Here is a 24,338-nt window from a genome sequence, read left to right as displayed (position 1 = left end):
TACCAACACCATCAGTTACCCCAACACCAACACCGACACCATCAGTTACCCCAAATCCAACACCAATTCCATCATTAACTCCAGCGCCATCAGTTACACCGACACCATCAGATACACCAACACCAATACCAATTCCATCAGTAACTCCAACGCCATCAGCAACTCCAACGCCATCAGTAACTCCGATTCCATCAACAACTCCAACGCCATCAGTAACTACGATTCCATCAACAACTCCAACGCCATCAGTAACTCCTATTCCATCAACAACTCCAACGCCATCAGCAACTCCGATTCCATCAAATACGCCAATTCCATCAAATACGCCGATTCCATCAGCAACTCCGATTCCATCAAATACGCCAATTCCATCAGCAACTCCGATTCCATCAAATACGCCAATTCCATCAGCAACGCTAATTCCATCAGTTACGCTAACGCCATCATCAACGCCTATTCCATCAGTTGCGCTAACGCCAACTCCAACATTAATTCCTTCCCCTTTTGAGGAAAATAATTGTATTTGCAAACAGATTAGCTTAGCAAGTCTGAGTCCTATTCCTGGCCCTAATTCGACAGATAGCACTCTCAACGGGACGGATAGCGATGATATTCTAATCGGTAGTAATGCTAATGATGCTATTAATGGTTTTGGCAATAATGATATTTTGTTTGGCCAGCTTGGAAATGATAATATTTATGGGGGATTTGCTAGCGAATTTCCTATTGGTTCGGAAAGCGATCGCGACTTACTTCTAGGCAATGAGGGTAATGATTATATTAATGGCAATGCTGGCAATGATACTATCTTTGCGGGCAAGGATAATGATGTGGCGATCGCGGGTAAGGATGATGATTTAATCTGGGGCGATCGCGGTAATGATACTATACTTGGCGATGAGGGTGCAGATAGCTTATTTGGAGGCACTTTCAACCCCTCCGATCCTGATTTGAATGGCCGCGATCTCCTATTTGGTGGTACTGGAAACGACTTTTTGAGTGGACAAGAAGGGGAAGATACGCTTTTGGGAGGTGAGGATAATGATACTCTACAAGGTGGCAAGGATGATGATGTGATTTTGGGTGGCGATCGCGATGATTTGTTGTGGGGCGATCGCGGTGATGATAGTATCTGTGGTGGCGATGGGAACGATACGATTTTTGGTGATATTGGTAGCGCGATCGCACTCGCTGCTAAGGGTGAAGAAGATTGTATCTGCGGTGGTAGCGGTAATGATTTGATTTTTGGCGGTGAGGGTGACGATCGCCTAGACGGTGATGAAGGGAATGATACTCTCTACGGTGGCAAAGATAACGATTCTTTGAGGGGGGGAAATGGTGATGATTGGCTGTGCGGGGATTTGGGGGATAATGTACTCGTGGGTGGGAGTGGTAGCGATCGCTTTGTTTTGGGTTTAGGGGGAAGTGATGCGATCGCAGATTTTACGGTTGGTGAGGATTTCTTGATTTTAAGGGGTGGCTTGACTTTTGAGCAATTAAATGTTAGTCAAGATGTTGGTGGAAGTTTAATCGCGATCGCTACAACTGGTCAAGTCTTAGCTACCCTCAGCGGGGTGCAAGCTAATCTGATTACTCAAGATAATTTTACGCTGGCGTTTCTCTAAGTATATGTTCTAACTGAAAATTTGCGATTGGCGATCGCCCTATCAAACAGAAACTGGGGTTTCGCGATCGCAGTTTGTTCTGCTACTGGTTACGACATTTACCTTAAATCTTCAGAGAAAGCCAACGCGGTTAAAGGGATAGAGACGTAAGACAAGCTGACCTTTAATATTCTTGCGAGGGACAACTAAACCAACATCATCACCAGTATAATTGGGATCGGTAACTACAGCATAATATTCATCGGCATTCAGAGTAACCTTGCCTTGGCGAAAATTCTTGGGTAATTGGATATTGTCTATTTTAATTTCTTCGCCATTAATCAAAATCTGACCGGATTTAATTTCGATGGTTTCGTTAGGTTGTCCAATAAGATATTTAGTATCTGTATATTTAATATCTGTCTGGTTTCGCACCTTGAAGAAAATGATATCGCCTCGGTGAAAATTACGAAAATAGTAGGTAATATAGTCTGTTAAAATTGTATCTTTATTTTGTAAAATTGGTTTCATTCCGATTTCAGCGATCCTTTTTGTAGAAAAATTAGTGCTGCTAATTGACAATAAAAGGAGAGGTAAAGATAATACAAATAATAAAAGCCACTTAGTCTGAGATTTAGGGATTGAATAAGAAGCAATTGCCATATCCTGGGCTAAATATTCCCTAAGTTTATCGTGATAAAATCGAAAACGTCCCCCCGATTGTTTTAAGATACCAGCCTGACTTACCGCCGTGAGAAATTTGGCATAATTCCAAGGCATTTGACCCTGACGATACAATACCCACCGCAACGAAAAATGCTGAACCAGCGCCACGCCACCCCCTAAGATGAATCCCCCCCAGAAAAACCCGATTCCTCCCGCTTCCATTAAGCTTTTAACCAAGTTCACGTCTTGTCTTGTTGGCCAATTTGGTATAATAACAATCAATAAAAAGAGTAATAATATTGATAAACCCATCATCATTAAGGTTTTCGTTCGTGTTTCCCAAATTCCTTGATTCGGGTATTTTCTTACTTTTAAATCAATCTTTAGACCTTGAATTAGCCCAGAAATTATCCCTAAAATTATCCCTAAAATTAGTCCGAAAATTAGCCCAAAAATTATCACTAAAATTAACTCAAAAATCGACTCAATACTCCACCATAAACTCAGCCCAAAAATCAACCAGAAAAATATCCCGAAAATCATCCATTGGCGCAATCCTAAAGATAATCCCCGCTTAATTCCCCGCCAAGAAATATCGAAATTTTCTGTCAATTCAATAGACTCACAACCTCCAATCAGCAAGATAATAAGCCCAATATGCAGCCCTAAAATTAGCCCGCCAATCGGCCCACCAATCAGTCCTACAATCAGCCCTACAATCAGCCCTAAAATCATCCCGACAATCAACCGATATTGTTTAAACTGTCGTTGATTTTCCAGCCAAATTGGTTGCAAACCTTCAATTAAAAACTCCCGTTGATTAATCCCTTCTCGCCCCATACTTGCCGCCAACCATGCCAGATAATGCCTTGCTTTTTGGGAGTCATAATCTTTCAGAGGTGGCTCGCTTACCTGTTGAGTTGGTTGCAGTTTTCGCGCCAAAAAATCCTCAAACAATCGCTTCTGGCACACATCGGGATGTAATGGTGCATTTTCCGGTAATCCCTTCGGGTAAGCAATCGGCATTAAATTCAATAACATCGGACTCTTAGCTAACTGCTTAAACCCCCGATTAGACTCTAATTCTTCCCAGATATGTGTCGCCTGACGTTGCCTTAAATAATCCTCAATTTGGGCATCATTCAACTCACACAACCGTACCGCCCGATCGACTTTTCTCAACCTAACCCGCTGGTTTTCATCATCTTTAATACTTTCATAATCCTCACTCCGGCAACAAATTACTAACGCCTTTTGCTGCTGTTCGTAATGTTCCTGCAAAGCATCAATCGCTAGAATTGCCTCCTTTGCCTTATTCTTTCCCAATTCATCCAAACCATCCAGCAACGGCACAATTCTATCCCCTAGCAACCACTCCCGACAAACTTCGCGCTTCAAACCATATCGCGCCTCCATTTCTTCCGTCATCCAATCTAACATCGGTTCGCCACGCCACACGGAAAGCTCAAAAATCACCGGTATCGGTTGCTTAGGATCTTTTTCTGCTGCTTCTCCCAAAGCTTGCGCTAATTTGAGTAATTCCGTTGTTTTCCCACTTCCAGGTTCTCCTAAAATTAATAAACGCCGATTTGCTTCCTCAAAAATCTCTAAAATTGGTTTACTAGCTGCTAAATTAGTTATTTCTGCTGTTTGTAAATTTTGCAACTCGCGCCGCGCCTCAATCCGAGGTAAAGTCGCCATAATTCCCGACAAAATCGGCGGCGACTGCAAACCCTTAAACCAATTCCGCCAACCTTTCCCAAAAGGAGATTGAGATTGTGGATTTTCCGATGGAGAAACAGTTTGAACTTGGGTTTGCGATCGCGCCAAATCTGCGGGAGAATCTTTATTAATTACATCAATATGACAGCCTTGATCGAGAGAGTTTTTAAGACGTTGGTTAATTGTCTCCTGATTTTTTGCCCAAAACTCTCGCCATAAATCCTCTGAAGATACTTCCCCTAAAGTTAACAATTGTGGCGCGATAATGCTAATTGCGGCAAAGAAAATCGCCACCAAAAAGGCCCCAAAACCTATAATTATCGGGGGCACATCTTTCAGCAGTGACCCTAAACCGGGTATCTGATTGACAAAATAGGGACAGAGAACAAAAGCCATTGTCCCCAACATCAAGCACGCAAACCAATAGAGAGGATTTTGCTTTTTGGACATAGCACCACCATTTAAGACCCTACTTTAATTGTAGCCTTGATCCTAAATTAGCAATTAGCAATTAGCTATCCTAACATTGCGCGATCGCCCAAGCCCGAAGTACCTCAGCCACCGTCCACGCCTGTGCAATGCAACCCCTAGGCTGCATCGGGGCATCCCCATCAAAAATCTCACTTAAACTCCCCACCCCGTGCGCCAAGAGATGATTAGCCATAGGTTCCAGCAGTTCCCTAACTCGCGCCGGATCTTTGTATACCTGTAAGTGAGCTAAAACAAACGGGCCGATCATCCAGCCCCAAACTGTGCCCTGATGATAAGCACCATCACGCTGGAAGCGATCGCCTCCATAAATACCTTGATATTGCGGATCTTCCGGGGCAAGACTTCGCACACCGTGAGAAGTGAGAAGATGCTGAGCACAAACATCCACTACACAGCGCTGCTGAATTGGCGTAAGTAAGGATGCATAACGAGCGATCTTTTTACTCCCCGCCAGCGCCAAGAAAGGGTTAGCAGGTTGGGGAGAGGGAGAAGAATCTGGAGAAATTTGCAACGACACCGCGAATAACTGATTAGGCCTAAGTGAGGCATCATGGCCGCCGGGCCCGTCCAAAACATCGTAACAATAGCCCACCCCATCGTTCCAGAAACGAGCAAAACCCTTTGCCGTCGCCTCAGCTAATTTTTGATACTCTATGTGAGACTTGCCCAGCCGTTGAGCAAAATTTACCATTGCCTGTAGCGCATTGTACCAAAGAGCGCTAATCTCAATCGGCTTGCCGATCCGGGGAGTCACCACCCAATCATCAACCTTGGCATCCATCCAAGTGAGCTGTACGCCCGTTTCACCAGCGTAAATTAAACCATCATCGGGGTCGAGATGTATATTGTAGCGAGTCCCCTGCCGATGCCAATCAATGATTTCTACCAAAACAGGCCAGAGTTCCCCTAGAAGTTGGTCGTCGCCAGTGGCCTCACAATAAGTACGGATTGCCTCAAAATACCACAGCGTCGCGTCTACAGTATTATATTCAGGAGCGTCCGCCCCATCAGGAAAGCGATTTGGCAACATTCCCCGATCTACATACCGAGCAAAAGTGCGAAGGATCGACCGCGCTACGTCGTAACGCCCAGTACAGATTGTGAGACCTGGGAGGCTAATCATCGTATCGCGACCCCAATCGCTAAACCAAGGATATCCGGCGATGATGCTTTTCCCATCTGGTTCGTCAGCTAGAGGGCGGTTGACGATAAACTGATCGGCAGCTAGCACTAAATGGTTCACCCACTCAGGATTATTGCTCACTTTTGACCAGGTTTGCAGTAATTCTTGCTCGTAAGTGCGGCGCAAGTATAAGGCGGCTTCGCCATTTAGATCGGGATTTTTCTCAGTGCTAGCTACCAAAGTGAGAAAATCTCCGGGTTCAATCGTAATGTGAAAAGTCGTTGCGTGCAAATGATTCTCACAATGATCCATGCCGCGATATTTTTCCACTGCTAAGTCAAACCCATAATGCCAATCATAAGCGGGTAGAGACAGGTGAAATTTAGCGTTTGGCTGGGCATCTATGAGTAGATAAAGGGGTACGGCTCTCGGAAAAGCAGTCACGCAGACTCCTTTTTCAATCGGATCGATGCTCATCCGCCAGTCGTCGGCGTTGGTGAGGTGGTGATAGTCGCGATAATTGACTAAGGCTTTAATAGCGAGGGTTAACGGTTTTGTGGCGCGGCGCAGGTAGTAGCGAGTATAGGTTGTGTTAGCACCTTGCTGCATCCAGATCCGCTTTTCTAGGAGAGCGTCAGCACAAGCAAAGCTCCAGACGGGTGTAGTGCCTTCGAGGTGAAAGCGTTCGATGTGCTTGTAGCCTTGCGGTTCCACAGTGCCGTCAGCCCAACGATTTGTATAAAGCGGATAAGTATAGTTGTTATATAAAGCGGTTTCGTCTAACTTTGCCAGCATCAAAGTGCGGCCTAGCGGCGGTTTGAGAGCTGCTACCAGCATACCGTGATAGCGGCGAGTGAGCAGATTCGCGATCGCTCCTGAAGCATAACCGCCGATACCGTTTGTTACCAACCACTCGCGGGACTCAACCGAGTCGAGATTCCCGCAGATTTCCCGTCCAAAGGCAATGACCATAAAAAAGTAGGCTCAGATTACGTTTAATTATGCCCACCAAATCGGTGCAAGCTAGAATGCAGGTTTTGCGATTTTTTGCTGTTTTTTCAGTTACAATTATAGCACTTGGTTACTCTATCTAAAGTTAGTTGTTTATAACTTTAACTCTAGTTACTTTCAAAATAGGCGTTTTAAAGTCAAACTCACATTGACTTAACGGGCGATCGCAGCCAAGTTCAAATCTTCGCAACTATTTGCTCGCTCCCCATCATTATCGCCGCCATCATCAAAAAGTAAAATTAACTTTGAAATAGGGAAAATAAACGTGAAAGTTGGTGCTGAATATCACGGTTTAGGTAAATGTAAATTTACAGTTTGGGCTCCCACTCTCCAAGAGGTCGCGCTACAAATTGTTTCCCCAGAGAAACGCCTCATTCCCATGGAAAAAAAATCCGATGAAGGTTACTGGGAAGTAACAGCTACAGACATCGAACCGGGAACGCTTTACTATTACCAACTTGAAGGAACCACCGACAAACCAGATCCCGCATCCCGATATCAACCACAAGGCGTACATGGGCCATCTGAAGTTATTGACCTAACTAGATTTACGTGGACAGATGCAGAGTGGAAAGGCGTTCCTTTAGAGGAAATGATTATCTATGAATTGCACGTCGGTACTTTTACCAGTGAAGGCACATTTGAGGCGATAATTCCCCGACTGGGATCTCTAAGCGAGTTAGGAATTAACGCCATTGAAATTATGCCAGTTTCCCAATTTCCAGGCGAACGTAACTGGGGCTATGATGGTGTCTATCCCTACGCAGTACAAAACTCCTATGGTGGGCCGGAAGGGTTCAAAAAATTTGTGAATGCCTGTCACGAACATGGCATCTCAGTAATTCTTGATGTCGTCTACAATCACCTCGGCCCCGAAGGTAATTACATCTCTCAATTTGGCCCCTACTTTACAAATAAATATCATGCTATTTGGGGAGACGCTCTCAACTTTGACGATAAATATAGCGATGGAGTTCGCAACTATTTTCACGAAAATGCTATTTATTGGTTCCAAGAATATCACATTGATGCTCTGCGTTTAGATGCCATTCAGGCAATTTTTGAAGTAGGCGCTAGACCATTCTTGCAAGAGCTGACAGACCTAACTGCTGACCTTTCTCAAGAATTAGGACGGAAGTTTTATCTAATAGCAGAGAGTGACTTAAATGATGTTCGAGCTTTACGTCCGAAGGAAGTATGCGGCTTTGGATTAGATGCCCAATGGTGCGACGATTTCCACCACTCCTTACACACCTTACTTACGGGAGAAAATGACAGATATTACCAAGATTTTGGGAAGTGCGAACATCTAGAAAAAGCCTTTAGAGAAAGCTTTGTTTACTCTGGACAATACGCCCCTCATAGAAAAAGAAAACACGGAAACTCTGCTCTAGAAGAACCAGGTCATAAATTTGTTGTATTTTCGCAAACTCACGACCAAATTGGCAATAGAATCTTGGGAGATAGATTGTCTAAGATAGTCTCTTTTGACGGTTTGAAACTTGCCGCTGGTACGGTTTTAGTTTCTCCTTATATCCCGTTCTTTTTTATGGGGGAAGAATACGGGGAAGAAGCACCATTTTTGTACTTTGTTTCTCATTCCGATCCGGGATTAATTGAAGCCATACGGAAAGACAAGCAAGAAGAATTTAAAGTCTTTGAAGGTAGAGGAGAATTCCAAGATCCCCAAAGTTATGACGCTTTTAATAACTGCAAGCTTAACTGGGAAAAACAGCAAGAAGGCAAACACAAAGTTTTACGGGAATGGCATCAAAAATTAATTCAACTACGCCGCACAATTCCGGCTATGAAAAAACTGGACAAGAAAAATCTAGATGTGTCTAGTAACGAAGATGAAAAAATCTTATTTCTACGTCGCTGGAGTGATGACAGCCAGATATTCTGTATCTTAAACTTCAATGCGGAAGATGTCACATTTACGTCGGCACTTCCCCAAGGCAACTGGAAGAAGATTCTAGACTCTTCTGAGGAAAAATGGGTGGGTTCTGGTTCTCAATTGCCTGAAAAGCTCTCGCCTGGCCAGGAATTGACCATAAAGCCGCATACTTTTGCACTGTATGAGCTATAAAAGTAAGGTAGGCATTGCCCACTCGACAAGGTAAAGAATGCCAAGTCAATAATTTAAGTAAAAGTTCGTAGTTGCACTTTAGCACTCTTAAAATTTAAGGTAAAACTATGCGGGTTCCCACAACAACTTACCGGATTCAATTTCATGGAGGTTTTGACTTTAAAGCCGCGAATGACATCATTAGTTATCTGGCAGAATTAGGAATTACTGACCTTTACGCTTCACCCATCTTTAAAGCCAGAGAGGGTAGTACTCACGGCTATGATGTTGTTGATTCAAATCACCTCAATCCCGAACTAGGAACCTCGGAAAACTTTGAAGAACTGGTAAGTAAAATCCAAGAAAACGGTATGGGATGGGTACAGGATATTGTTCCTAACCACATGGCTTATGATTCTCAAAATCAGTTTCTCATGGACGTACTAGAAAACGGTCATGATTCCGACTATTTTGACTACTTTGATATTGAATGGAATCACCCTGATGAAAATCTCAAAGGGCGAATACTTGCCCCCATGCTGGGGAATTTTTATGGGGATTGTCTGGAAAATGGCGAGATTCAACTCAATTATGACGAAGGTGGTTTGAGTGTTAATTACTATAGCCTAAAATTACCAATCTGCCTCGCATCTTATGCCAAATTTATTACTCATAATTTGGGTCGTCTTGCCAAGGAATTAGGAAGACGGCATCCTGATTTTATCAAGTTACTTGCTATTCTATACCTGATCAAAAGTGCGCCTTCCGAAACTAAAGGTAAAGAACGATATGACCAGATAGCTTTTGTTAAAGGTCTTCTGTGGGAACTTTATATTCAAAATCCATCAGTTAAGGAGTTTATTGATAAAAATATCGAATTTTTTAATGGGGAAAAGGGGAATCCAGAAAGTTTTTACGGGCTGGATAGTTTGCTAGCGGATCAGTTTTATCGCCTATGTTTTTGGAAAGTGGGAGCCGAAGAAATTAACTACAGGCGGTTTTTCACTGTTAATGAATTGATTTCTGTTAAAGTCGAAGAAATTAAGGTTTTTCACAAAACTCATGCTTTGATATTCCAGATGATTGAAGAGGGGAAATTTACCGGACTGAGAATCGATCACATTGACGGACTCTATGACCCAACAGAATATCTAAAACGACTCAGGGAGAAAACCGGAGATGTTTACATTACGGTTGAAAAAATTCTTGAACAAAAAGAAGACTTACCCTCTTACTGGCCGATTGAGGGAACGAGTGGATACGATTTTTTGAACTACGTTAACGGCATTTTCTGTTGCGGTGAGAACGAGGAACAGTTCACTGATATATACTTCAGATTTACCCGCGCAAATACTAATTATGAACTGCTTTTTAAGGAAAAGAAGGGGTTGATTATTGAAAAGAATTTAGCGGGAGATGTAGACAATTTAGCTCAACTGCTGAAAAAAATATCTGGTAAATCTCGCCATGGAAATGACTTTACTCGCTTGGGTTTAGCAAGAGCACTTAGTGCAGTTTTAACAATTTTCCCAGTTTATCGAACCTATATAAATCAGGAGGGATTAAGGGAATCGGATCGTACTTATGTAAAAGACGCGATTGCCAAAGCTAAGCAACAAGAACCACGATTGCTGAAAGAACTGGACTTTATCGAAAAGTTATTATTACTTGAAGAAGAGGAAAGCTTAACACCAGAACAAAGAGAGCAACAGCGTCACTTTGTAATGAAGCTTCAGCAGTTGACTGGCCCTTTGATGGCAAAGGGAATTGAGGACACTCTTTTCTATGTCTACAATCGCTTTTTATCCCTTAATGAAGTTGGCGGTAGTCCCGGTCATTTTGGTATTTCCCTAGCCGATTTCCACGAGTTTAACCGCAAGCAGCAGGAAGTCTGGCCGCATAAAATGAATGCTACGGCTACTCACGATACTAAACGTGGGGAAGATGTGCGAGCGCGAATTAATGTGCTTTCTGAAATGCCAGAAGAATGGGAAAAACAGGTGAAAGCTTGGAGCGAGATCAATCGTCCTCAAAGAAAAAATCTTAAGGGGCGAATGGTTCCCGCTCCTAATGATGAATACTTCTTTTATCAAACACTGGTAGGAACTTTGCCGTTTGAGGGGATTGAAAATACTGACTTTATCGAGCGGATGAAACACTTTGTGATTAAGGCCGTCCGTGAGGCTAAAGTTCACACTGCCTGGTTAAGGCCGGATAATGATTACGAGGCAGCTTTTATGGCTTTTGTTGATAATGTTCTGGAGCCTTCCGAAGAAAATCAATTTATCAAGGAGGTTATGCCTTTTTGGAAACGGGTTGCTCAATATGGAATTTTTAATTCTTTATCGCAAACGCTGCTAAAAGCGACTGCTCCCGGTGTGCCTGATTTTTATCAGGGTACTGAATTCTGGGATTTCAGTCATGTAGATCCAGATAATCGCCGGCCGGTTAATTTTGAACATCGTGTGGCGGTGTTGCGGGAGATTAAGGAGAAAGCTCAGGCGGATATTTTGAAGCTGATTGAGGAGCTGATTGTGACGCGGGAAGATGCCAGGATTAAGCTATTTTTGATTGCCAAAGTTCTGGAGGCAAGAAAACAATATCAGCAAGTTTTTCAGGAAGGAAACTATCAGCCTTTAGAGGCGATTGGTAAGTTTAAGGATCGTGTTGTGGCTTTTGCTAGAACCTATGGAGATAGGACGGTTGTGACAGTTGCTCCTCGCTTTTTAACGACGCTGATTCAGCCAGAAGAAATGCCGCTCGGTGAAGAGGTATGGGGAGATACTAGCCTTGAATTTGCAGGGCAAATACCGTCTGTTTGGAAAAATGCTATTACTGAGCAGATGATTAAAACAGATGGTAAGTTAGCAATTGGTGAGGCTCTTAAAAATTTTCCTGTGGCTTTACTGATTAGTCAATAGATAGATGTAGCGGAATTAGAAGGCGATCGCATTTTTTAGACAGTGCGCTCGCTACTTCTTTCAATTACTATCTAATCACCGTAATGGGTTCTAGCTCTGATTACGAAAACTACTTTATCAGCTTCTATGATTTCATAAACAATTCGATCTTTGCGGTTGAGCCTATAAGAATACAGACCCTCTAAAGTACCTTTAAGTGACTTGCCAAGATAAGGGTTATTTGCTATAACTTGTTGTAAAATTGTCTGTAACTTTGCTTTTTGTGCAACCGCTAGTAACTCAATATCTTTCTGAGCAGTTTTGGAAAACAAAATTTGATAATCTGTCATAAAGTTAGCCAAATACTCGATCCATTTTTAAAGCTTCACCTTTCTTATATTGTTCGCGTGACTCTTCAATATCAGATAGTAAGTTTTTGTCTTGGAGCAACTCTGAAGTTTCCATCCAAGCTTCTAACTCCTCTTGGCTAATTAAAATGAAACTTTTATTTTCCTGAACGATGACAACGCCCCCTGGTTCGACACTGGCACGTTCGATTACTTCGTTAAAGTTATTTTTGGCGTAGTCTGCTGTAACGTGATACATTGTTTTACCTCTAGCGATGTCTCTATTTTATCTGATTTTTAGTTGAGCTGAAGATTTAGGCGATCGCACTTTTCTCAACCAACCCAAATAAAACTAAAGCCAAGTGGTACAAACGATCCGAGGTAGGCTAGGTACGTTGTTGGGCTGTCTTCCCTCAAGAGCGCATAAGCGCAACAACATACCTTGAGATCGAGCATTACTTCAAATCCAGTAAACCGCTGGTTTTCAGCTTAGGATTAAAGCGAATCTCCTCTGTTACGCCACGCGATTTTAGGGAGGATAAAATTTCGGCCTCTACTCGCCGCGCGACATTTTTCAACAACTTATCTTTAGCAATTTCATCAATTGCTATACTTTCATAACTCGCTAGTTCTTCAACAGTCATAGCGGGTTTGACATCGATCGGATCGTTCCACTTAGCTTGCTCAGAATCATTGCCAGCAGGTATCAAACCATTCTCGGCAATCCAAGCATCTCGGATGTTTTCTAAAATGGTACGATTTGGGCGTTCAATAGCTTGGAATTTTAACCAGTGACAGCGTTGCGACTGGCGCACTAAATGCTGTTTGAGGCTGAGATACATATCGCGAGAATAGCCAACAAATTGCAGAACTTTCTCGTTGTCAAAAATCGCATATACTCCAATTTTTCCCTGTACGCTATTAGGAACTAAACCTTCAGCGTCAATGTAGGGTATAAATTCTAAGCTAGCGAGGGAGGGTATTTCGCTTGTCATTGTTGATAAGAAAGAAGGAAGAAGGAAGAAGGAAAGGATCGGGTTAGGTCTTTTTCAAAAAGAGGATGTTTCCTGTGTTTTTTGTCCTAAAAAGAAACATTTTTTCTCTTTCTCTTAGACTTAATTGATGAAAACTCGATAAATGGCACAAAGGCGACTGGGTTTAAAGATTTTAGCTTTGAACATGAAGTTAGGGGGGACGTTAATAATTTCATAATCCTGCGATTCTCGATACTTCTCAAATTCAGCAGGCATCCCTTTCGGTGTTGCTGTACTGTAAGGAACTGGCTGGAAAATTAATTCTGTAAACTCGGCGCGATCGCAGTGCAATTGTTCGGTTACTTGTTTGAGAAAGTTTTCAGCCGTTAACAAAGTAAACAGTTCTGCTTTCGCGTCTGGTTCCAGGGTAAAATTGCTATCAAAGCTTTCAATAATTTTCAGACCCATTTTATTTTTATCTCCTTAGTAACTACTGGGGGATTTAAGGGATGGAAGCGATCGCTATAGTTGAATTTTGACGCGATCGCTCTTCTCGATCCCCAAATTGCCTCTATCATGTCCATAATGCAATCTACCAGACTATCAAGCCATGCAGAAAATTGAGAACTCATCATTTAAAGCTGTAAGCCACCCCCTCAGCCAGCGGAACTGGCTAGAAGTGGCGGAATACGCATCTGTTGCTGGTTCAGCCATTGGTACGTTGACGGCGGTACTATCGGGTCAATTTATCTATGCCGCTGCTCCCTTAACTCTAGCTCTGTCGCTGAATTTGGCCAATCGGCAACGCTTCGAGGAACAGGTACGGGAAAATGCTAACTCTGCGATCGCGGATATCCATACAGTTGTAGAATCCATCCACCGCCAAGTCCACGCCATCCCGGAAAATTCGCAGGATCTCGATGCTATCCTCTCTGACTTGCAACAGAAACTCCGCGTTTTAGAGACGAATGTACTGGGAGAGCAAGATTGGGAAACTGTGAATGTCCGATTTTTACTAATGGATGAAAAGTTAACTGACATTAAAAATAATACCGCAGATTTGCCTAAGCGTAGCGGTGCTACTTCTGATTTTAATGAGGTTAAAGCTTCTGTAAATCAATTAGAATACTTGACAAATCAACCCGCCAAAGACTTAACAGCACTAGAAGCACAGATTAACCGCTTGCAGGATCAAGTTTCCCAACTACAGTACCAGAATAGAGAAATCATCAAACCCTATTTGCAGCGCCTTACTCGCGCTGTCAAGCAATTGCAGGAAAATTGATCGCCCAGTTTTCAGGTGATTGAGGTATGCTTGGTAATTAGTAGTTAGGAGTTGGTAGGCGCATACCTCAGTTATTTGAGAAGTTCTAGAAAGTAGTTTTTCAAATCAATGAACTGGCAATTAGGAGTATCCCCTTATTGACAAATTTACCAGCAATAAAACCTTTTCCCAGCTTTTTCGATCGCAATCGTTTTAATCGAACACTTTAACTTAGCGATCGCTAAATATAATTTCGATTGTTCCTCGTCAAACAGCCAGGCCGTTCGATCGTCCCGACAATTAATTACCAGCGTGTCTGGAGTAGCAAAGGCATAAATTACTCCCGGTTCGTCTAAGCTGCTTAACGACAGGATTTGCTGCGCCAAATTTTGAGCATAAGTTACCTGTTCCAACAATATTTCAGCAATTGGATTCATGTTAACCTCTTGGATTTTTGGTTATGAAAAGTTCACATTTAAACTTCTGTGGGAAAGTTCAAAAGTTAAAAAACAGATGTTCCAGAAAATTTGGTGTTATTTGAAGCTGAGTTATATCATCCCCGTTCGAGACAGGGAAAGAATACTTCTGCCTATTTCTGTATTCTATTATACGAATTGCGATTAAAATAGTTAGGCTTAAAAAAAATTAACAAAGTGCTGCGCGATCGCAGGGATTAATAGGAATTAATAGCATTAGCTTTTGCTCAATTCCCCTGGGAGCTTGTTTTTATTGATAGAGTAGGGTTGCTGGTTCTACTTGAAAGGTAAGGAACGATCGAGCGATCGCTTGCCTGGAATTTTCTGGCAAGCTTCCGCAGATGCGCTGAGTGTCCAGGTAACGGAGATATTCTGCTAAGTTGTTACGCATTTAATAGGTCACAGATACAAATAATAAATTTAAATGCGTAACAGCTTACTTCCTCAATATCCTAGTTTTTTCAAAACAGATTGGGGTGACACAATATGCTTATTCATTCCCAATTTTCCGGGTTTCATTCCCAAAGCCAATCCGATAATTTCGGTGATATAAATAACTGGGAGATTGTAAGTAACATTGTACATTTTCTCGATATCAGCTTGCCTAAGTTCGAGATTAGTTGCACACAAAGGACAAGCCAAAACAATGCAATCTGCATCGAGAGATTTTGCCTCATCTAATAGTTTCTTCGTCAACTCAAAGGCTACCTCTTGCTTAGATACCAAAATCGGGCCGCCACAGCATTTAGTCTTTGACCGAAAATCGACAACTTCCGCACCACAAGCTTGAGCCAATCTATCCATAGACATAGGGAAAACCGGAGAATCCCAACCAGTAATATCTGCGGGTCGAGTCAACAGACAACCATAATAACAAGCGACTTTCAACCCTGTTAAAGGTTTTTTAATTTGACGGGAAATATCAAGATCGTTAGCTAAAACATCGACAACATTTCTAACTCTAATGTTGTACTCGGAAACAGTGATTCCCATCTCGGCAAGAATCGCCATGATTCTATCTTTTTCTGTTCCGTTTTCTAATGCTTTTGCCGCTTTAGCTGACTTGTTGTAACAACCAGAACAAGAGGCTAAAAGATCGAGATTTTGTTTCTGTGCTAAAGCGACATTTCTTGCCGCCATTGCCATGCCAACATCGTGAGAAACTCCTCCAGCAATGGAACCGCCACAACAAGACCAGTCTTTGAGTTCTTCTAACTCAACTCCCAGTTCTTCCATTACAACTTTTGTCGAAATATCGAATTCTTTAGCAGTCGTATGAAGGCTGCATCCCGGATAGTAAGAGTATTTCATTTTTTACCTGCCTTTTTTAAGGCTGCACTAAATGTTTTGGGGTCTTTAATTTTGGCTGGGAATGGCGAAATTTTGCCCTTGAGAGCTAATTTGATTCCCAATTCTGCTTGTGCGATCGTGGCTGGTAAACCGCCATATTTCTGCATTAATTCCGGTTCAAATAGGATGCCTCTTTTCTGAACTAACTCGACAAATATCTGATTAAAACGGGTAGAATCATTCTCGATTCCTTCTCGAATGGCGATCGCTTTTACCGCTTCAATCACATCAGCAGGACGCACCCCACGCGGACATCTGGAAGTACAGATATAGCAGGAACTACACATCCACAAAGCATTACTTTTTAGTACCTTTTCCCATTCCCCTCTTTGCACCATTAAAACCAGGGTTCTGGGTGACATATCCATCAGGTCAATATTAGTACAGCCACCGCTACAAGTACCGCATTGCATACAAGCTGCGATCGCCGCAGATTCTCCACCTTCTGCGATCGCTTTATCGAGAAATTCCCGATTCATTTTATCGCCGTCAAGTTGGCGATCGACCTTCAGACCAAATACAAATTTTTTCGCTTTTGTTGACATTATTTTTTACCTCACTTCAGAGAAGCTGCCATTGTTGTTACTGCTTGCCCATTCAGGTTAGAATCAAAATTGCCTTGATTGCTCACTAAAAAACTGGCAATTTCTGCCGCAGCCGATCGCCCATCAGTAATTGATTCCATAATTGCTTTTGGCCCAGTTGCTGCACCTGCAAGAAAAATACCCGATCGAGCAGAATGATTGTTAGAATATTGCAGATGAGCAGTAGCATAGAAGCGATCGCAACCCAAGGTTAAACCAGCCACCTCTGCTAACTCGGAATTACCTTCCATCCCCACCATTAAGACCAAAAGATCCACCGTCAACCGCATCGGTTTGGCGGTTAAAGTATCTTCTAATCGCAACAATAAACTGCCATCATTTTTCTCACCCGCTTCAGAAAGCCGACCCCGAAGAAACTGCACTCCATACTTTTCTTGCGATGTTCTGTACAGTTCCTCATAACCGCGACCAAATACCCGAATATCCATATAAAGGCAGTAAATTTCACAATCGGGATTCTGTTCTTTAATCTCAATTCCTACCTTAATGGCATTCGTGCAGCAAACTCGCGAACAGTAATTATTATCAACCTTCTCATCACGAGAACCAACGCAATGAATCAGCGCTACTTTCTTCGGCACTTTCCCATTTCTGGTTTTAACGCTTTGTGCCTTCAGCATGGCATCTAGTTCTACGGAATTGATGCAATTATCATAAATTCCGTAGCCATATTCTTCTTTTAAAGTTGCATCAAAATGCTTATATCCTGTTGAAACTAAAATCGCCGCTGCCTCAATTTCTTCTCCTCTTGATATAGTCACTTGAAAATTAGGTGCAGAACCTTTAATCTCTGTCACCGTAGCATTATTTACAATTCTGGTATTCCCCAAACCAGCCTTGAGATTGGCGGTAATTTCCGCAGCATCGGTAAAATCAGGAAATACTTTATACCACTTGTTTAAATGTCCGCCAACTTCGGCTTGTTTCTCGATTAAAACTACATCATAGCCAAAGTCTTGCAGTTTTCCAGCCGCCGCCATTCCCGCAGGACCACCACCAATTACGACTACTTGTTTGTTCATGTTTTTGACCTTTAGAGTTAATTAAAGAAACCGGGTTTATTTGATTGGTTGAAAAGAAACCGGGTTTCTGGTTAAGTTTTACCAGAAAAATTTGTTTCCAGGAAGAAACCCGGTTTCTCACCTCTTAAAATGGTCTTCGGCGTTGTTCGGCAGTCTTAGATTTGTCATAAGGAATGCCGATTTTATCTAGCAAAGGTTCGATTTCAACGACTTTCGCATTCAGTCCACAATCCTTAAACGGGTCATAGCCTAACATTAACCCGGTCAATTGTGCATAGTCCAAAACGCTGACGTTAAATTCTTCTTCCAAAACTTCTTTAATCGTTCCTTGTTCCGCATCCAAAAACACCGTACATCCCGGGCAATTGGTAAGGATTAAGTTACAATCGGGGTGAGCTTCTTTTAGACTTTTCATCTTCTTGTAGACGCTACTTGCGGTGTAGTCTCTATTCTCTGGAAAAGCACATTGCCGGAAACCCATACCGCAGCAATGTCTTCTTTCTGGATAGTCAACAATTTCCGCACCAAAAGCTTCCAACATCCCTACTAATACTTCTGGAAACTCAGCACCACCCATGCACTCACTGGGAAATATTTTTCCGTAGTGACATCCGATGTGATCGACTGCTTTAATTCCCTTGAGACTATACTTGGCTTTAGCAGCTAATTTATGCCGATTGGCAAAAAACACATCGGAAGCATGAACAACAGATGGTCTTCCTCCCGATACGTGAGGAATCCAAAATTCTCGTCCGGTGGTTTCTTTTAAGGTTTTTTCGGTGTATTCTCGTAACTCCGGTTCTTCTTCCCAGAGTTTGATCATTTCTGTGTAATTGGCAAAAGAAGTGACGCAGAATGAAAATAGATTATCTACACCTAATTCGTGATGGGCAATGGAAAAGTTTCGCGCCGCAACTACCATTTGTGTTTCCAAGTTTGACACATCTCCGTGATAGCCAATTGCGCCACAGGAAGTATGTCCGGGTGCTTCCCGCAATTCCATGCCTAAATCGTTTTTTAAGATTTTATAGGCAATGCCTTCGGTATATGGTGCAGCACTTTGGAGAAAGCAACTGCGGAAACATCCCCACAATTTGCCGCCTTCATCATCTACTGTTGGAACTTGCTTTTGGTGTTTTTCCCAAGCTATATTTTCTCTGGCTACCTTCATTATTTTTCTCCTTATTTATTTTCGTTCATTTCGTAGTTTCTGCTATCAGCCGTTTCTACCCAATTTTGCCAATATTTTTCTACTTCTTCTTTGCTACCTAGTTTCTTTTCCATGCCTTTTTCTACGGCATCCATTAACTCAATCGCCCCGGTCGCTTTATAAATTGCCCGCAATTCTTCCATGTCTTTTTCGGGAATAACTCTGTGCGAACCTGGGCTGTTTTCCAGATTCATCGGCACATCCCACCATTCGCGCATTTCTTCTCTATGTTCGTAATAGTATTCCCAGTTTTCTCCGAGTTCGGGGAAGTGGGTGGGGCTGATATTTTCAGCTAACAAGGTATAGCCTCGTTTCAATACATTTTCCCCAAATACTCGCTTGGCAAATAATTGCTGTCTGCCTTTTTCCGACTCGGCAAAGTAACCGTGACGAACGGAAAGTCGGCGCAGGGCAAGAATAACTGAGGCGGTGCTATTGCCTCTCGGACAGCGCGTTTTGCAAGAAAAACATTGCCCGCAATACCAAATTTTGTCGGACTTAAGTAACTCTTCAATCCAATCATCAGATTCAGATTGGCAAATGTTCATCACTTCTCTAGGAGAGTAGTCATTAAACTCTGCTGCCGGACAAACTGCTGTGCATACGCCGCAGTTTAGGCAAGCATTCATGCCGTGTTGATACAAGATGTCTTGTTTAAGTTCGTTAAATAATTTGCCCATGAATTAACCCCCTCTTTTGAGTCGCTGAGGTTATGCCTCTTGTTCATTTATTCACTATATAACTAATTAGCTATATTGTCAAGAGAGTTTTTAAATTAATTTTTAGGGGTAAACTAAGTAAAAATACTCAATACTTTAGAGTGCTAGAGGGTAACAACATATTGATTAAGATGCACCATGAGTCCAGCAATATCGCCAACACAGACTGGCGTTAAAGATAGTTTGGTCTAAATCCTATTTATATTTAATGTGCATTTTGTAGGTCATAATTATAGGAAGTAGAGAAAAAAAAGGAATACTACCTTTACAAGAGTCCGCAAGCTGCAACGCTTGCGATCGCACAGAAAAAGGAAATCAACAAAATGGCAAAAGTGGTTGTAATTGGCGCGGGGTTAGGAGGACTTCCTACCGCTTATGAACTGCGACATCTGCTGCCGAAGGAACATCAGGTAATATTAATTTCCGATCGGCCCAAATTTACTTTTATTCCTGGGTTAATCCAGATAGCCCTAAATCTTAAATCCCTAGAACAGATTCAATTAGACCTACCTGAGTTAACTCAGCGACACGGGATTGAATGGATATTAGGAAATGTCACCAACTTTAACCCGGAAACTCAACACATTACAGTTGAAGAAAATCGGATTATTGATTATGATTATGTGGCGATCGCGACAGGTGCTTCTTTTGCTTTTGATGCTGTCCCCGGACTGGGGCCGGATGGGGGTTACACTCATTCAGTTTGCTCGCCCCATCATGCTTTAGAAGCGCGAACAGCTTGGCTAAAATTCTTAGAAAATCCCCGTCATTTGGTGGTAGGGGCAATGGCAGGAGTGAGCTGTTTTGGGCCAGCTTATGAATTTTTATTCATGGCAGAGTGGGAACTGCGGCGCAGAGGTTTGCGGGACAAAGTATCGATTACTTTTGTGACACCAGAACCTTACCTCGGACATTTAGGTTTAGATGGATTAAGTAACTCTCAAGAATCAACCGAAAATTTGATGAAAAAAAGAGGAATTGAAGCACTAACTAACGCTCAAATTACCTCCGTTGATACCGAAGCGATCGCCCTTGCTGGTGGGCGAAAACTCCCCTTTGAATATGCCATGATTCTTCCAGCTTTCCGGGGAGTAGATTTTATTCATAAAGTGCCGGGTTTGGGCAATGAAAAAGGGTTTATTCCCGTATTACCTAGCTACGAACATCCTCAATTATCTTCAGTTTATGCCCTTGGTGTCAGCGTAGAGTTACCGGAAAATCAAGCAATCTCTGGACTGGGATTACCTAAAACCGGACAAATGACAGAAGCAATGGGATTGGCAGTGACGCATAATATTGGTGTAAAATTAGGCGCGATCGCAGATAGTTTAAAAACAGCAACTTTGGAAGCGATTTGTTTTGCTGAATTTGGCGATACAGGCATTGTCTATGTTGCCGCCCCCGTCTTACCAGATCCAAAAACAGGTAAACGGCGTTACTCATACTCTTTGCAAGGACGCTGGGTTAACTGGGCAAAAGCAGCATTTGAAAAGTATTTCCTGATTAAAATGAAATTGGGTTGGGGGTTGCCTTGGTTTGAAATTTGGGCTTTGCGAATTTTGTTCGGATTGTCGCTGTTAAAAAATTGCGATTCCGTGCAAGGTCAGGCAATGAATAAAAATAGTTTCAAAGCTTCTATCACTGATTGAGTTGTTTGCGGATACGACTTTTTAACTCAGAACTAAATAAACTCGCTAAATTGCCGCCAGTTTTCTACATCAGTTCCACCCACTCATTCTTGCCATAACTGCTGCTAATAGTGGCAATAAAGTAAAACCGAATAATTCTCCTTTGATTAGCCAAGATAGTCGGTTTACCTGGGCAATCTCTAAACTGGGAGCTTCACCCTTTTGCAAGTCTTTAAACCAGGAGATAAAGGTGAATGTTGGATACAGGGAAAATAAACTGGCTAGAATAAACACACCTATTTTAGCATAGAAAAAGGGATTATTTAGATAATAATCTGTTCCTTTGCCAAAGTAGAGAACTCTCAATACTCCTGTCACTAGAATGATTGTCGCAGCTATCCCATAAGCTGCATCAGCAAAAGCCACTCTTTTTGCTTCATCAAGCGTCATTTCTTTTTTTAAGTTGAACATCTCTACTGTCAGAGATGCAAATGCTAGCATGAAGCCTAAGTAATGGAAATAAGCTGTGATTGAACTTGTCCACATGATGGTCTAAGAAAAAGTGCAACGATCTAGAGAATTTTGCTAGGTTAAAAAGCGTCTGGGAAATGAGTTGGTGGGGTAATATACCCACCATTAAACCCTCAAGTTTTACCCATTGCTATTTCTAATTTCAATTGCCGCCATTCTACCATACCGCCAGTAATATTAAAAACCGCTTCAAAACCTGACTTAATCAGAAAGTCGGCAGCAATTGGACTGCGGTGAGATGTTAAACAAATAACAGCAATGGGTTGATATTGGGGCAAATCTCGAAACCATTGGGGTAAAATCCATTTGCGAAGCCAAGAAATTCTCCCGATCAAAATTCGAGGTAAACTGAGATTGATTGCACCAGGAGCGTGACCTGTGGCATACTCTAACTGACTGCGAACATCAATTAATAAAGGTCGGTTAGATAACTGAGTGAATTCTAGAGGGGAGAGATTAACCAGACTTGGTTTCATTAAAGATATAGATGCCATTGAAAACCTCTTTTCAATTTCAACTCACCAACATTTTTTGACAATCTTAATTACCACCTTCGGCTGCACATTCGTGATGATGTTGATGACCGTGTTCGTGACGATGTTTATGATGGTGTTTTCCTTCATGTTTGTGTTCACTGTCATGTTCGTGACATTCAGCTTCTTCTCTCACCAAAGAACTATCAAGATAAGCATTTACCGCTTTGTCTAAATCGGTTTCTTTCGTGACAATTGCTGCAATTCCTTTGCGTTCCAGCCTTTCCACCAAACCGCGTCCCATTCCCCCAGCAATCAAAACTTGTACATCATCTAAAGGATGGGATTCATCGGGTGAACTATCGTGAAAAGATTGTGCTGGAGATAATTCTAAAAGTTCCTTTCCCAGAATTTCTGTGGCGTTAGTTTCGTAAATCCAAAACTTGCGGCAATGTCCAGCGTGTTCTGTGATAGCTGTTTTATTTTGACTAGATAAGGCGATTTTCATGGCTTCTCCTGCTCTTTAAAGTGTTGATGATTTAGGGTTGATGCGTCAGTTACTTTCAATGGTTGAAAATCTTTAACTGAGATGGCGATTTAGGTGGGAAGTTTGCTAAACTTTTGAGGTTGTCTGGGACTGAAAATACTGATGAGCATAAGCTTCCAAGGGGCAATTAGGCTTGTGTTCCAGTCCCAAAGCCTGCCGACGCTCTAAATAATGCTGTTCCGTCCAGTTTTGTTCAATAGCTAAAGTTAATAAAGTCATTACTCCGGCTCGTAAACCTGACGCACATCGCGTATAAATTGGTTTGGGTGCGGCATCAACGGCTTGGATAAAGCCTTCGAGAGTGGCTGGACTTAAGTTTAGTCTATCGATGGGCAGACTAACAAATTCAAATCCCAGTTGTTTGATTTCTTCTGCATTCAATTGATTGCCTTCACTGATTGTACACAAATCAATGATGGTTTGGTAGCCTTGTTGGTGAATTTCTTTCAGTTCTTCCGGGGAAACAATATTACCAATTGCTAGAGATTCGGTTACGTTTTGAAACATTAATTTTGTCCTACAGTTGATTAATTGATTTATCCTTAAATCCACCAGGGAGTTTTCCCAGTTCGCGGGTCAATTTCTGTCCAAGGAGCCATCAAAATTGTGTTGTTTTCAACGGTGACGCGAACTAATTTCAGTGGGAGAGGTGCGGGCCCACGCACGACAGAACCATCAGGACTATAGCGAGAACCATGACAGGGACATTGAAATTGTTGGTCGGTTTCATTCCAAGGAAATGTACAACCTAAATGGGTGCAGTTATCGACAATTCCGATATTGTCGATCGCGCCGTCTTGTTTCACAATTAAATAAGTAGGTTCGCCAGCTAACCCAGCAACTAAAGCGCGAGTTCCAGGGGGTTCTGCTAATATCTGGCTGGCAGGAATGGGATTGCCTAATTTATCTTTGGCGATAATTGCTCCTCCTGCGCCGCTTTCTGTCGGTGGGATAAAGTATTTGGCTAGTGGGTAAAGTGCGGCTCCCGCAGTGGAGGCCACCACTGCACCCGTCAAAAAATTGAGCAATTGCCGACGGGAGATGGAAGGACTGTCGAGGGGAAAACTGTTGTCCATTTTGATTCGTTCTCAAGTTGGTGCAATTTGCACCTGTGATACTACTATATAACTAATTAGTTAATTAGTCAAGTCAATGGTTTTACTTTCTCTGGTTGAAGCTTGCCCTCCAGCGCGAAGCGCTATAACTGTAAGTTGGAAACTTGTTGATAGGCAAGCTCCAAATTAAGTAAGGTTTGAGTATGGTTTTGGGGAAAAGCTTCGGGGGTGTAAACTTCTAAGGCGGCAGTGAAAAATGCGATCGCCATTTCGATATTTTCAGTTTTGTCTCCCCTAATTCTGTTAGCGTAGGCAGTTGCCAAATTATTCTGCGTCATTGCCCAATATTGGGGAAAAGCTTCGCGGGTGTAGACTTCGAGGGCGGCGGTGTAAAATGCGATCGCCATTTCAATATTCTCAGCTTTGTCTCCCCTGATTCTTTGACGGTAGGCAGCACCCAGATTATTTTGCGTCTGAGCCCATTGTTGGGGAAAGGAATCGCGGGTGTAAACTTCTAATGCAGCAGTGTAAGCTGCGATCGCAGTTTCGAG

23 protein-coding genes and 2 pseudogenes are annotated in these 24,338 nt (G+C 42.4%); 5 read left to right on the top strand and 20 right to left on the bottom strand.

All coding sequences use genetic code 11. The features are described 5' to 3' along the window. A pseudogene (locus PN499_RS10115) lies at window positions 1-586 on the bottom strand (hypothetical protein); the annotation flags it as partial. On the opposite strand from PN499_RS10115, the gene PN499_RS10110 reads away from it, so the two are divergent. Beyond that, complete coding sequence (locus PN499_RS10110) at window positions 492-1,625, top strand: calcium-binding protein (RefSeq protein WP_334311676.1); 1,134 nt, start codon at window positions 492-494, stop codon at window positions 1,623-1,625. The pseudogene PN499_RS10115 and the gene PN499_RS10110 sit on opposite strands and share 95 nt — an antisense overlap. A gap of 111 nt (window positions 1,626-1,736) precedes the next feature. Here the strand turns inward: PN499_RS10110 and lepB are convergent, their stop codons facing one another. After that, window positions 1,737-4,442, bottom strand: a complete 2,706-nt coding sequence (lepB, locus tag PN499_RS10105; protein ID WP_272031713.1) for a signal peptidase I — start codon at window positions 4,440-4,442, stop codon at window positions 1,737-1,739. A gap of 70 nt (window positions 4,443-4,512) precedes the next feature. Continuing rightward, entirely contained in the window at window positions 4,513-6,579 is a 2,067-nt protein-coding gene (locus PN499_RS10100; RefSeq protein ID WP_272031712.1) for an amylo-alpha-1,6-glucosidase, read from the bottom strand. Window positions 6,580-6,883: 304 nt separating this feature from the next. On the opposite strand from PN499_RS10100, the gene treZ reads away from it, so the two are divergent. Further along, window positions 6,884-8,707, top strand: coding sequence for a malto-oligosyltrehalose trehalohydrolase (gene treZ / locus PN499_RS10095; RefSeq protein ID WP_272031711.1), 1,824 nt, complete (start codon window positions 6,884-6,886; stop codon window positions 8,705-8,707). A 107-nt stretch (window positions 8,708-8,814) separates the two neighbouring features. Further along, a complete protein-coding gene (gene treY / locus PN499_RS10090; RefSeq protein WP_272031710.1) occupies window positions 8,815-11,607 on the top strand; it encodes a malto-oligosyltrehalose synthase in 2,793 nt (930 codons plus the stop codon). A 71-nt stretch (window positions 11,608-11,678) separates the two neighbouring features. On the opposite strand, the gene PN499_RS10085 is transcribed toward treY, so the two are convergent. From PN499_RS10085 to PN499_RS10070, 4 genes are all read right to left on the bottom strand, one after another. Next, a complete protein-coding gene (locus PN499_RS10085; RefSeq protein ID WP_272031709.1) occupies window positions 11,679-11,936 on the bottom strand; it encodes a type II toxin-antitoxin system RelE/ParE family toxin in 258 nt (85 codons plus the stop codon). Window positions 11,937-11,940: 4 nt separating this feature from the next. Next, window positions 11,941-12,192: a type II toxin-antitoxin system Phd/YefM family antitoxin gene (locus PN499_RS10080; RefSeq protein ID WP_272031708.1), complete on the bottom strand. Its 252-nt coding sequence runs from the start codon at window positions 12,190-12,192 to the stop codon at window positions 11,941-11,943. Between the two features lie 196 nt (window positions 12,193-12,388). Next, window positions 12,389-12,928, bottom strand: a complete 540-nt coding sequence (locus tag PN499_RS10075) for a GIY-YIG nuclease family protein (protein ID WP_272031707.1) — start codon at window positions 12,926-12,928, stop codon at window positions 12,389-12,391. Window positions 12,929-13,048: 120 nt separating this feature from the next. Continuing rightward, window positions 13,049-13,375: a hypothetical protein gene (locus PN499_RS10070; RefSeq protein ID WP_272031706.1), complete on the bottom strand. Its 327-nt coding sequence runs from the start codon at window positions 13,373-13,375 to the stop codon at window positions 13,049-13,051. Between the two features lie 142 nt (window positions 13,376-13,517). Between PN499_RS10070 and PN499_RS10065 the strand changes: the two genes are divergently transcribed. Further along, complete coding sequence (locus PN499_RS10065) at window positions 13,518-14,192, top strand: hypothetical protein (RefSeq protein WP_272031705.1); 675 nt, start codon at window positions 13,518-13,520, stop codon at window positions 14,190-14,192. A gap of 146 nt (window positions 14,193-14,338) precedes the next feature. Here the strand turns inward: PN499_RS10065 and PN499_RS10060 are convergent, their stop codons facing one another. The 7 genes from PN499_RS10060 to PN499_RS10030 all read right to left on the bottom strand — a co-directional run bounded on the left by PN499_RS10060 (window position 14,339) and on the right by PN499_RS10030 (window position 19,514). Continuing rightward, a complete protein-coding gene (locus PN499_RS10060; RefSeq protein WP_272031704.1) occupies window positions 14,339-14,608 on the bottom strand; it encodes a hypothetical protein in 270 nt (89 codons plus the stop codon). Window positions 14,609-14,897: 289 nt separating this feature from the next. Further along, complete coding sequence (locus PN499_RS10055; RefSeq protein ID WP_272031703.1) at window positions 14,898-15,038, bottom strand: hypothetical protein; 141 nt, start codon at window positions 15,036-15,038, stop codon at window positions 14,898-14,900. 53 nt (window positions 15,039-15,091) lie between these two features. Then, the gene (locus PN499_RS10050; RefSeq protein WP_272031702.1) at window positions 15,092-15,958 is read right to left on the bottom strand and encodes a CoB--CoM heterodisulfide reductase iron-sulfur subunit B family protein; all 867 of its coding nucleotides are present in this window, start codon (window positions 15,956-15,958) and stop codon (window positions 15,092-15,094) included. Next, window positions 15,955-16,542: a 4Fe-4S dicluster domain-containing protein gene (locus tag PN499_RS10045; RefSeq protein WP_272031701.1), complete on the bottom strand. Its 588-nt coding sequence runs from the start codon at window positions 16,540-16,542 to the stop codon at window positions 15,955-15,957. Before PN499_RS10045 ends, PN499_RS10050 begins: the two co-directional genes overlap by 4 nt. A gap of 11 nt (window positions 16,543-16,553) precedes the next feature. After that, a complete protein-coding gene (locus PN499_RS10040) occupies window positions 16,554-17,624 on the bottom strand; it encodes an FAD-dependent oxidoreductase (RefSeq protein ID WP_272031700.1) in 1,071 nt (356 codons plus the stop codon). A gap of 124 nt (window positions 17,625-17,748) precedes the next feature. Next, window positions 17,749-18,795 carry a heterodisulfide reductase-related iron-sulfur binding cluster gene (locus PN499_RS10035; RefSeq protein WP_272031698.1) on the bottom strand — a complete coding sequence of 349 codons (1,047 nt, stop codon included), beginning with the start codon at window positions 18,793-18,795 and terminating at the stop codon, window positions 17,749-17,751. 11 nt (window positions 18,796-18,806) lie between these two features. Next, a complete protein-coding gene (locus PN499_RS10030; protein ID WP_272031696.1) occupies window positions 18,807-19,514 on the bottom strand; it encodes a 4Fe-4S dicluster domain-containing protein in 708 nt (235 codons plus the stop codon). Window positions 19,515-19,876: 362 nt separating this feature from the next. Between PN499_RS10030 and PN499_RS10025 the strand changes: the two genes are divergently transcribed. After that, on the top strand, window positions 19,877-21,202 hold the full coding sequence (locus PN499_RS10025) for an NAD(P)/FAD-dependent oxidoreductase (protein WP_272031695.1): 1,326 nt from the start codon (window positions 19,877-19,879) through the stop codon (window positions 21,200-21,202). A 69-nt stretch (window positions 21,203-21,271) separates the two neighbouring features. Here the strand turns inward: PN499_RS10025 and PN499_RS10020 are convergent, their stop codons facing one another. The 6 genes and pseudogenes from PN499_RS10020 to PN499_RS09995 form a co-directional block, all read right to left on the bottom strand. Further along, a complete protein-coding gene (locus tag PN499_RS10020) occupies window positions 21,272-21,727 on the bottom strand; it encodes a DUF2214 family protein (RefSeq protein WP_272031694.1) in 456 nt (151 codons plus the stop codon). Window positions 21,728-21,825: 98 nt separating this feature from the next. Then, the gene (locus PN499_RS10015) at window positions 21,826-22,206 is read right to left on the bottom strand and encodes a rhodanese-like domain-containing protein (RefSeq protein ID WP_272031692.1); all 381 of its coding nucleotides are present in this window, start codon (window positions 22,204-22,206) and stop codon (window positions 21,826-21,828) included. 46 nt (window positions 22,207-22,252) lie between these two features. Next, window positions 22,253-22,693, bottom strand: coding sequence for a NifB/NifX family molybdenum-iron cluster-binding protein (locus tag PN499_RS10010; RefSeq protein ID WP_272031691.1), 441 nt, complete (start codon window positions 22,691-22,693; stop codon window positions 22,253-22,255). 105 nt (window positions 22,694-22,798) lie between these two features. After that, window positions 22,799-23,239: a protein tyrosine phosphatase family protein gene (locus PN499_RS10005; RefSeq protein ID WP_272031690.1), complete on the bottom strand. Its 441-nt coding sequence runs from the start codon at window positions 23,237-23,239 to the stop codon at window positions 22,799-22,801. A 35-nt stretch (window positions 23,240-23,274) separates the two neighbouring features. Further along, the gene (gene petC / locus PN499_RS10000; protein WP_272031689.1) at window positions 23,275-23,808 is read right to left on the bottom strand and encodes a cytochrome b6-f complex iron-sulfur subunit; all 534 of its coding nucleotides are present in this window, start codon (window positions 23,806-23,808) and stop codon (window positions 23,275-23,277) included. Between the two features lie 122 nt (window positions 23,809-23,930). Beyond that, a pseudogene (locus PN499_RS09995) lies at window positions 23,931-24,338 on the bottom strand (tetratricopeptide repeat protein); the annotation flags it as partial.

This window comes from Kamptonema animale CS-326 (assembly GCF_028330895.1).
Classification (GTDB): Bacteria; Cyanobacteriota; Cyanobacteriia; order Cyanobacteriales; family Microcoleaceae; genus Kamptonema; species Kamptonema formosum.
Note: the sequence above shows the minus strand (reverse complement) of the source record. Positions and strands in the feature narration are given on the sequence as shown.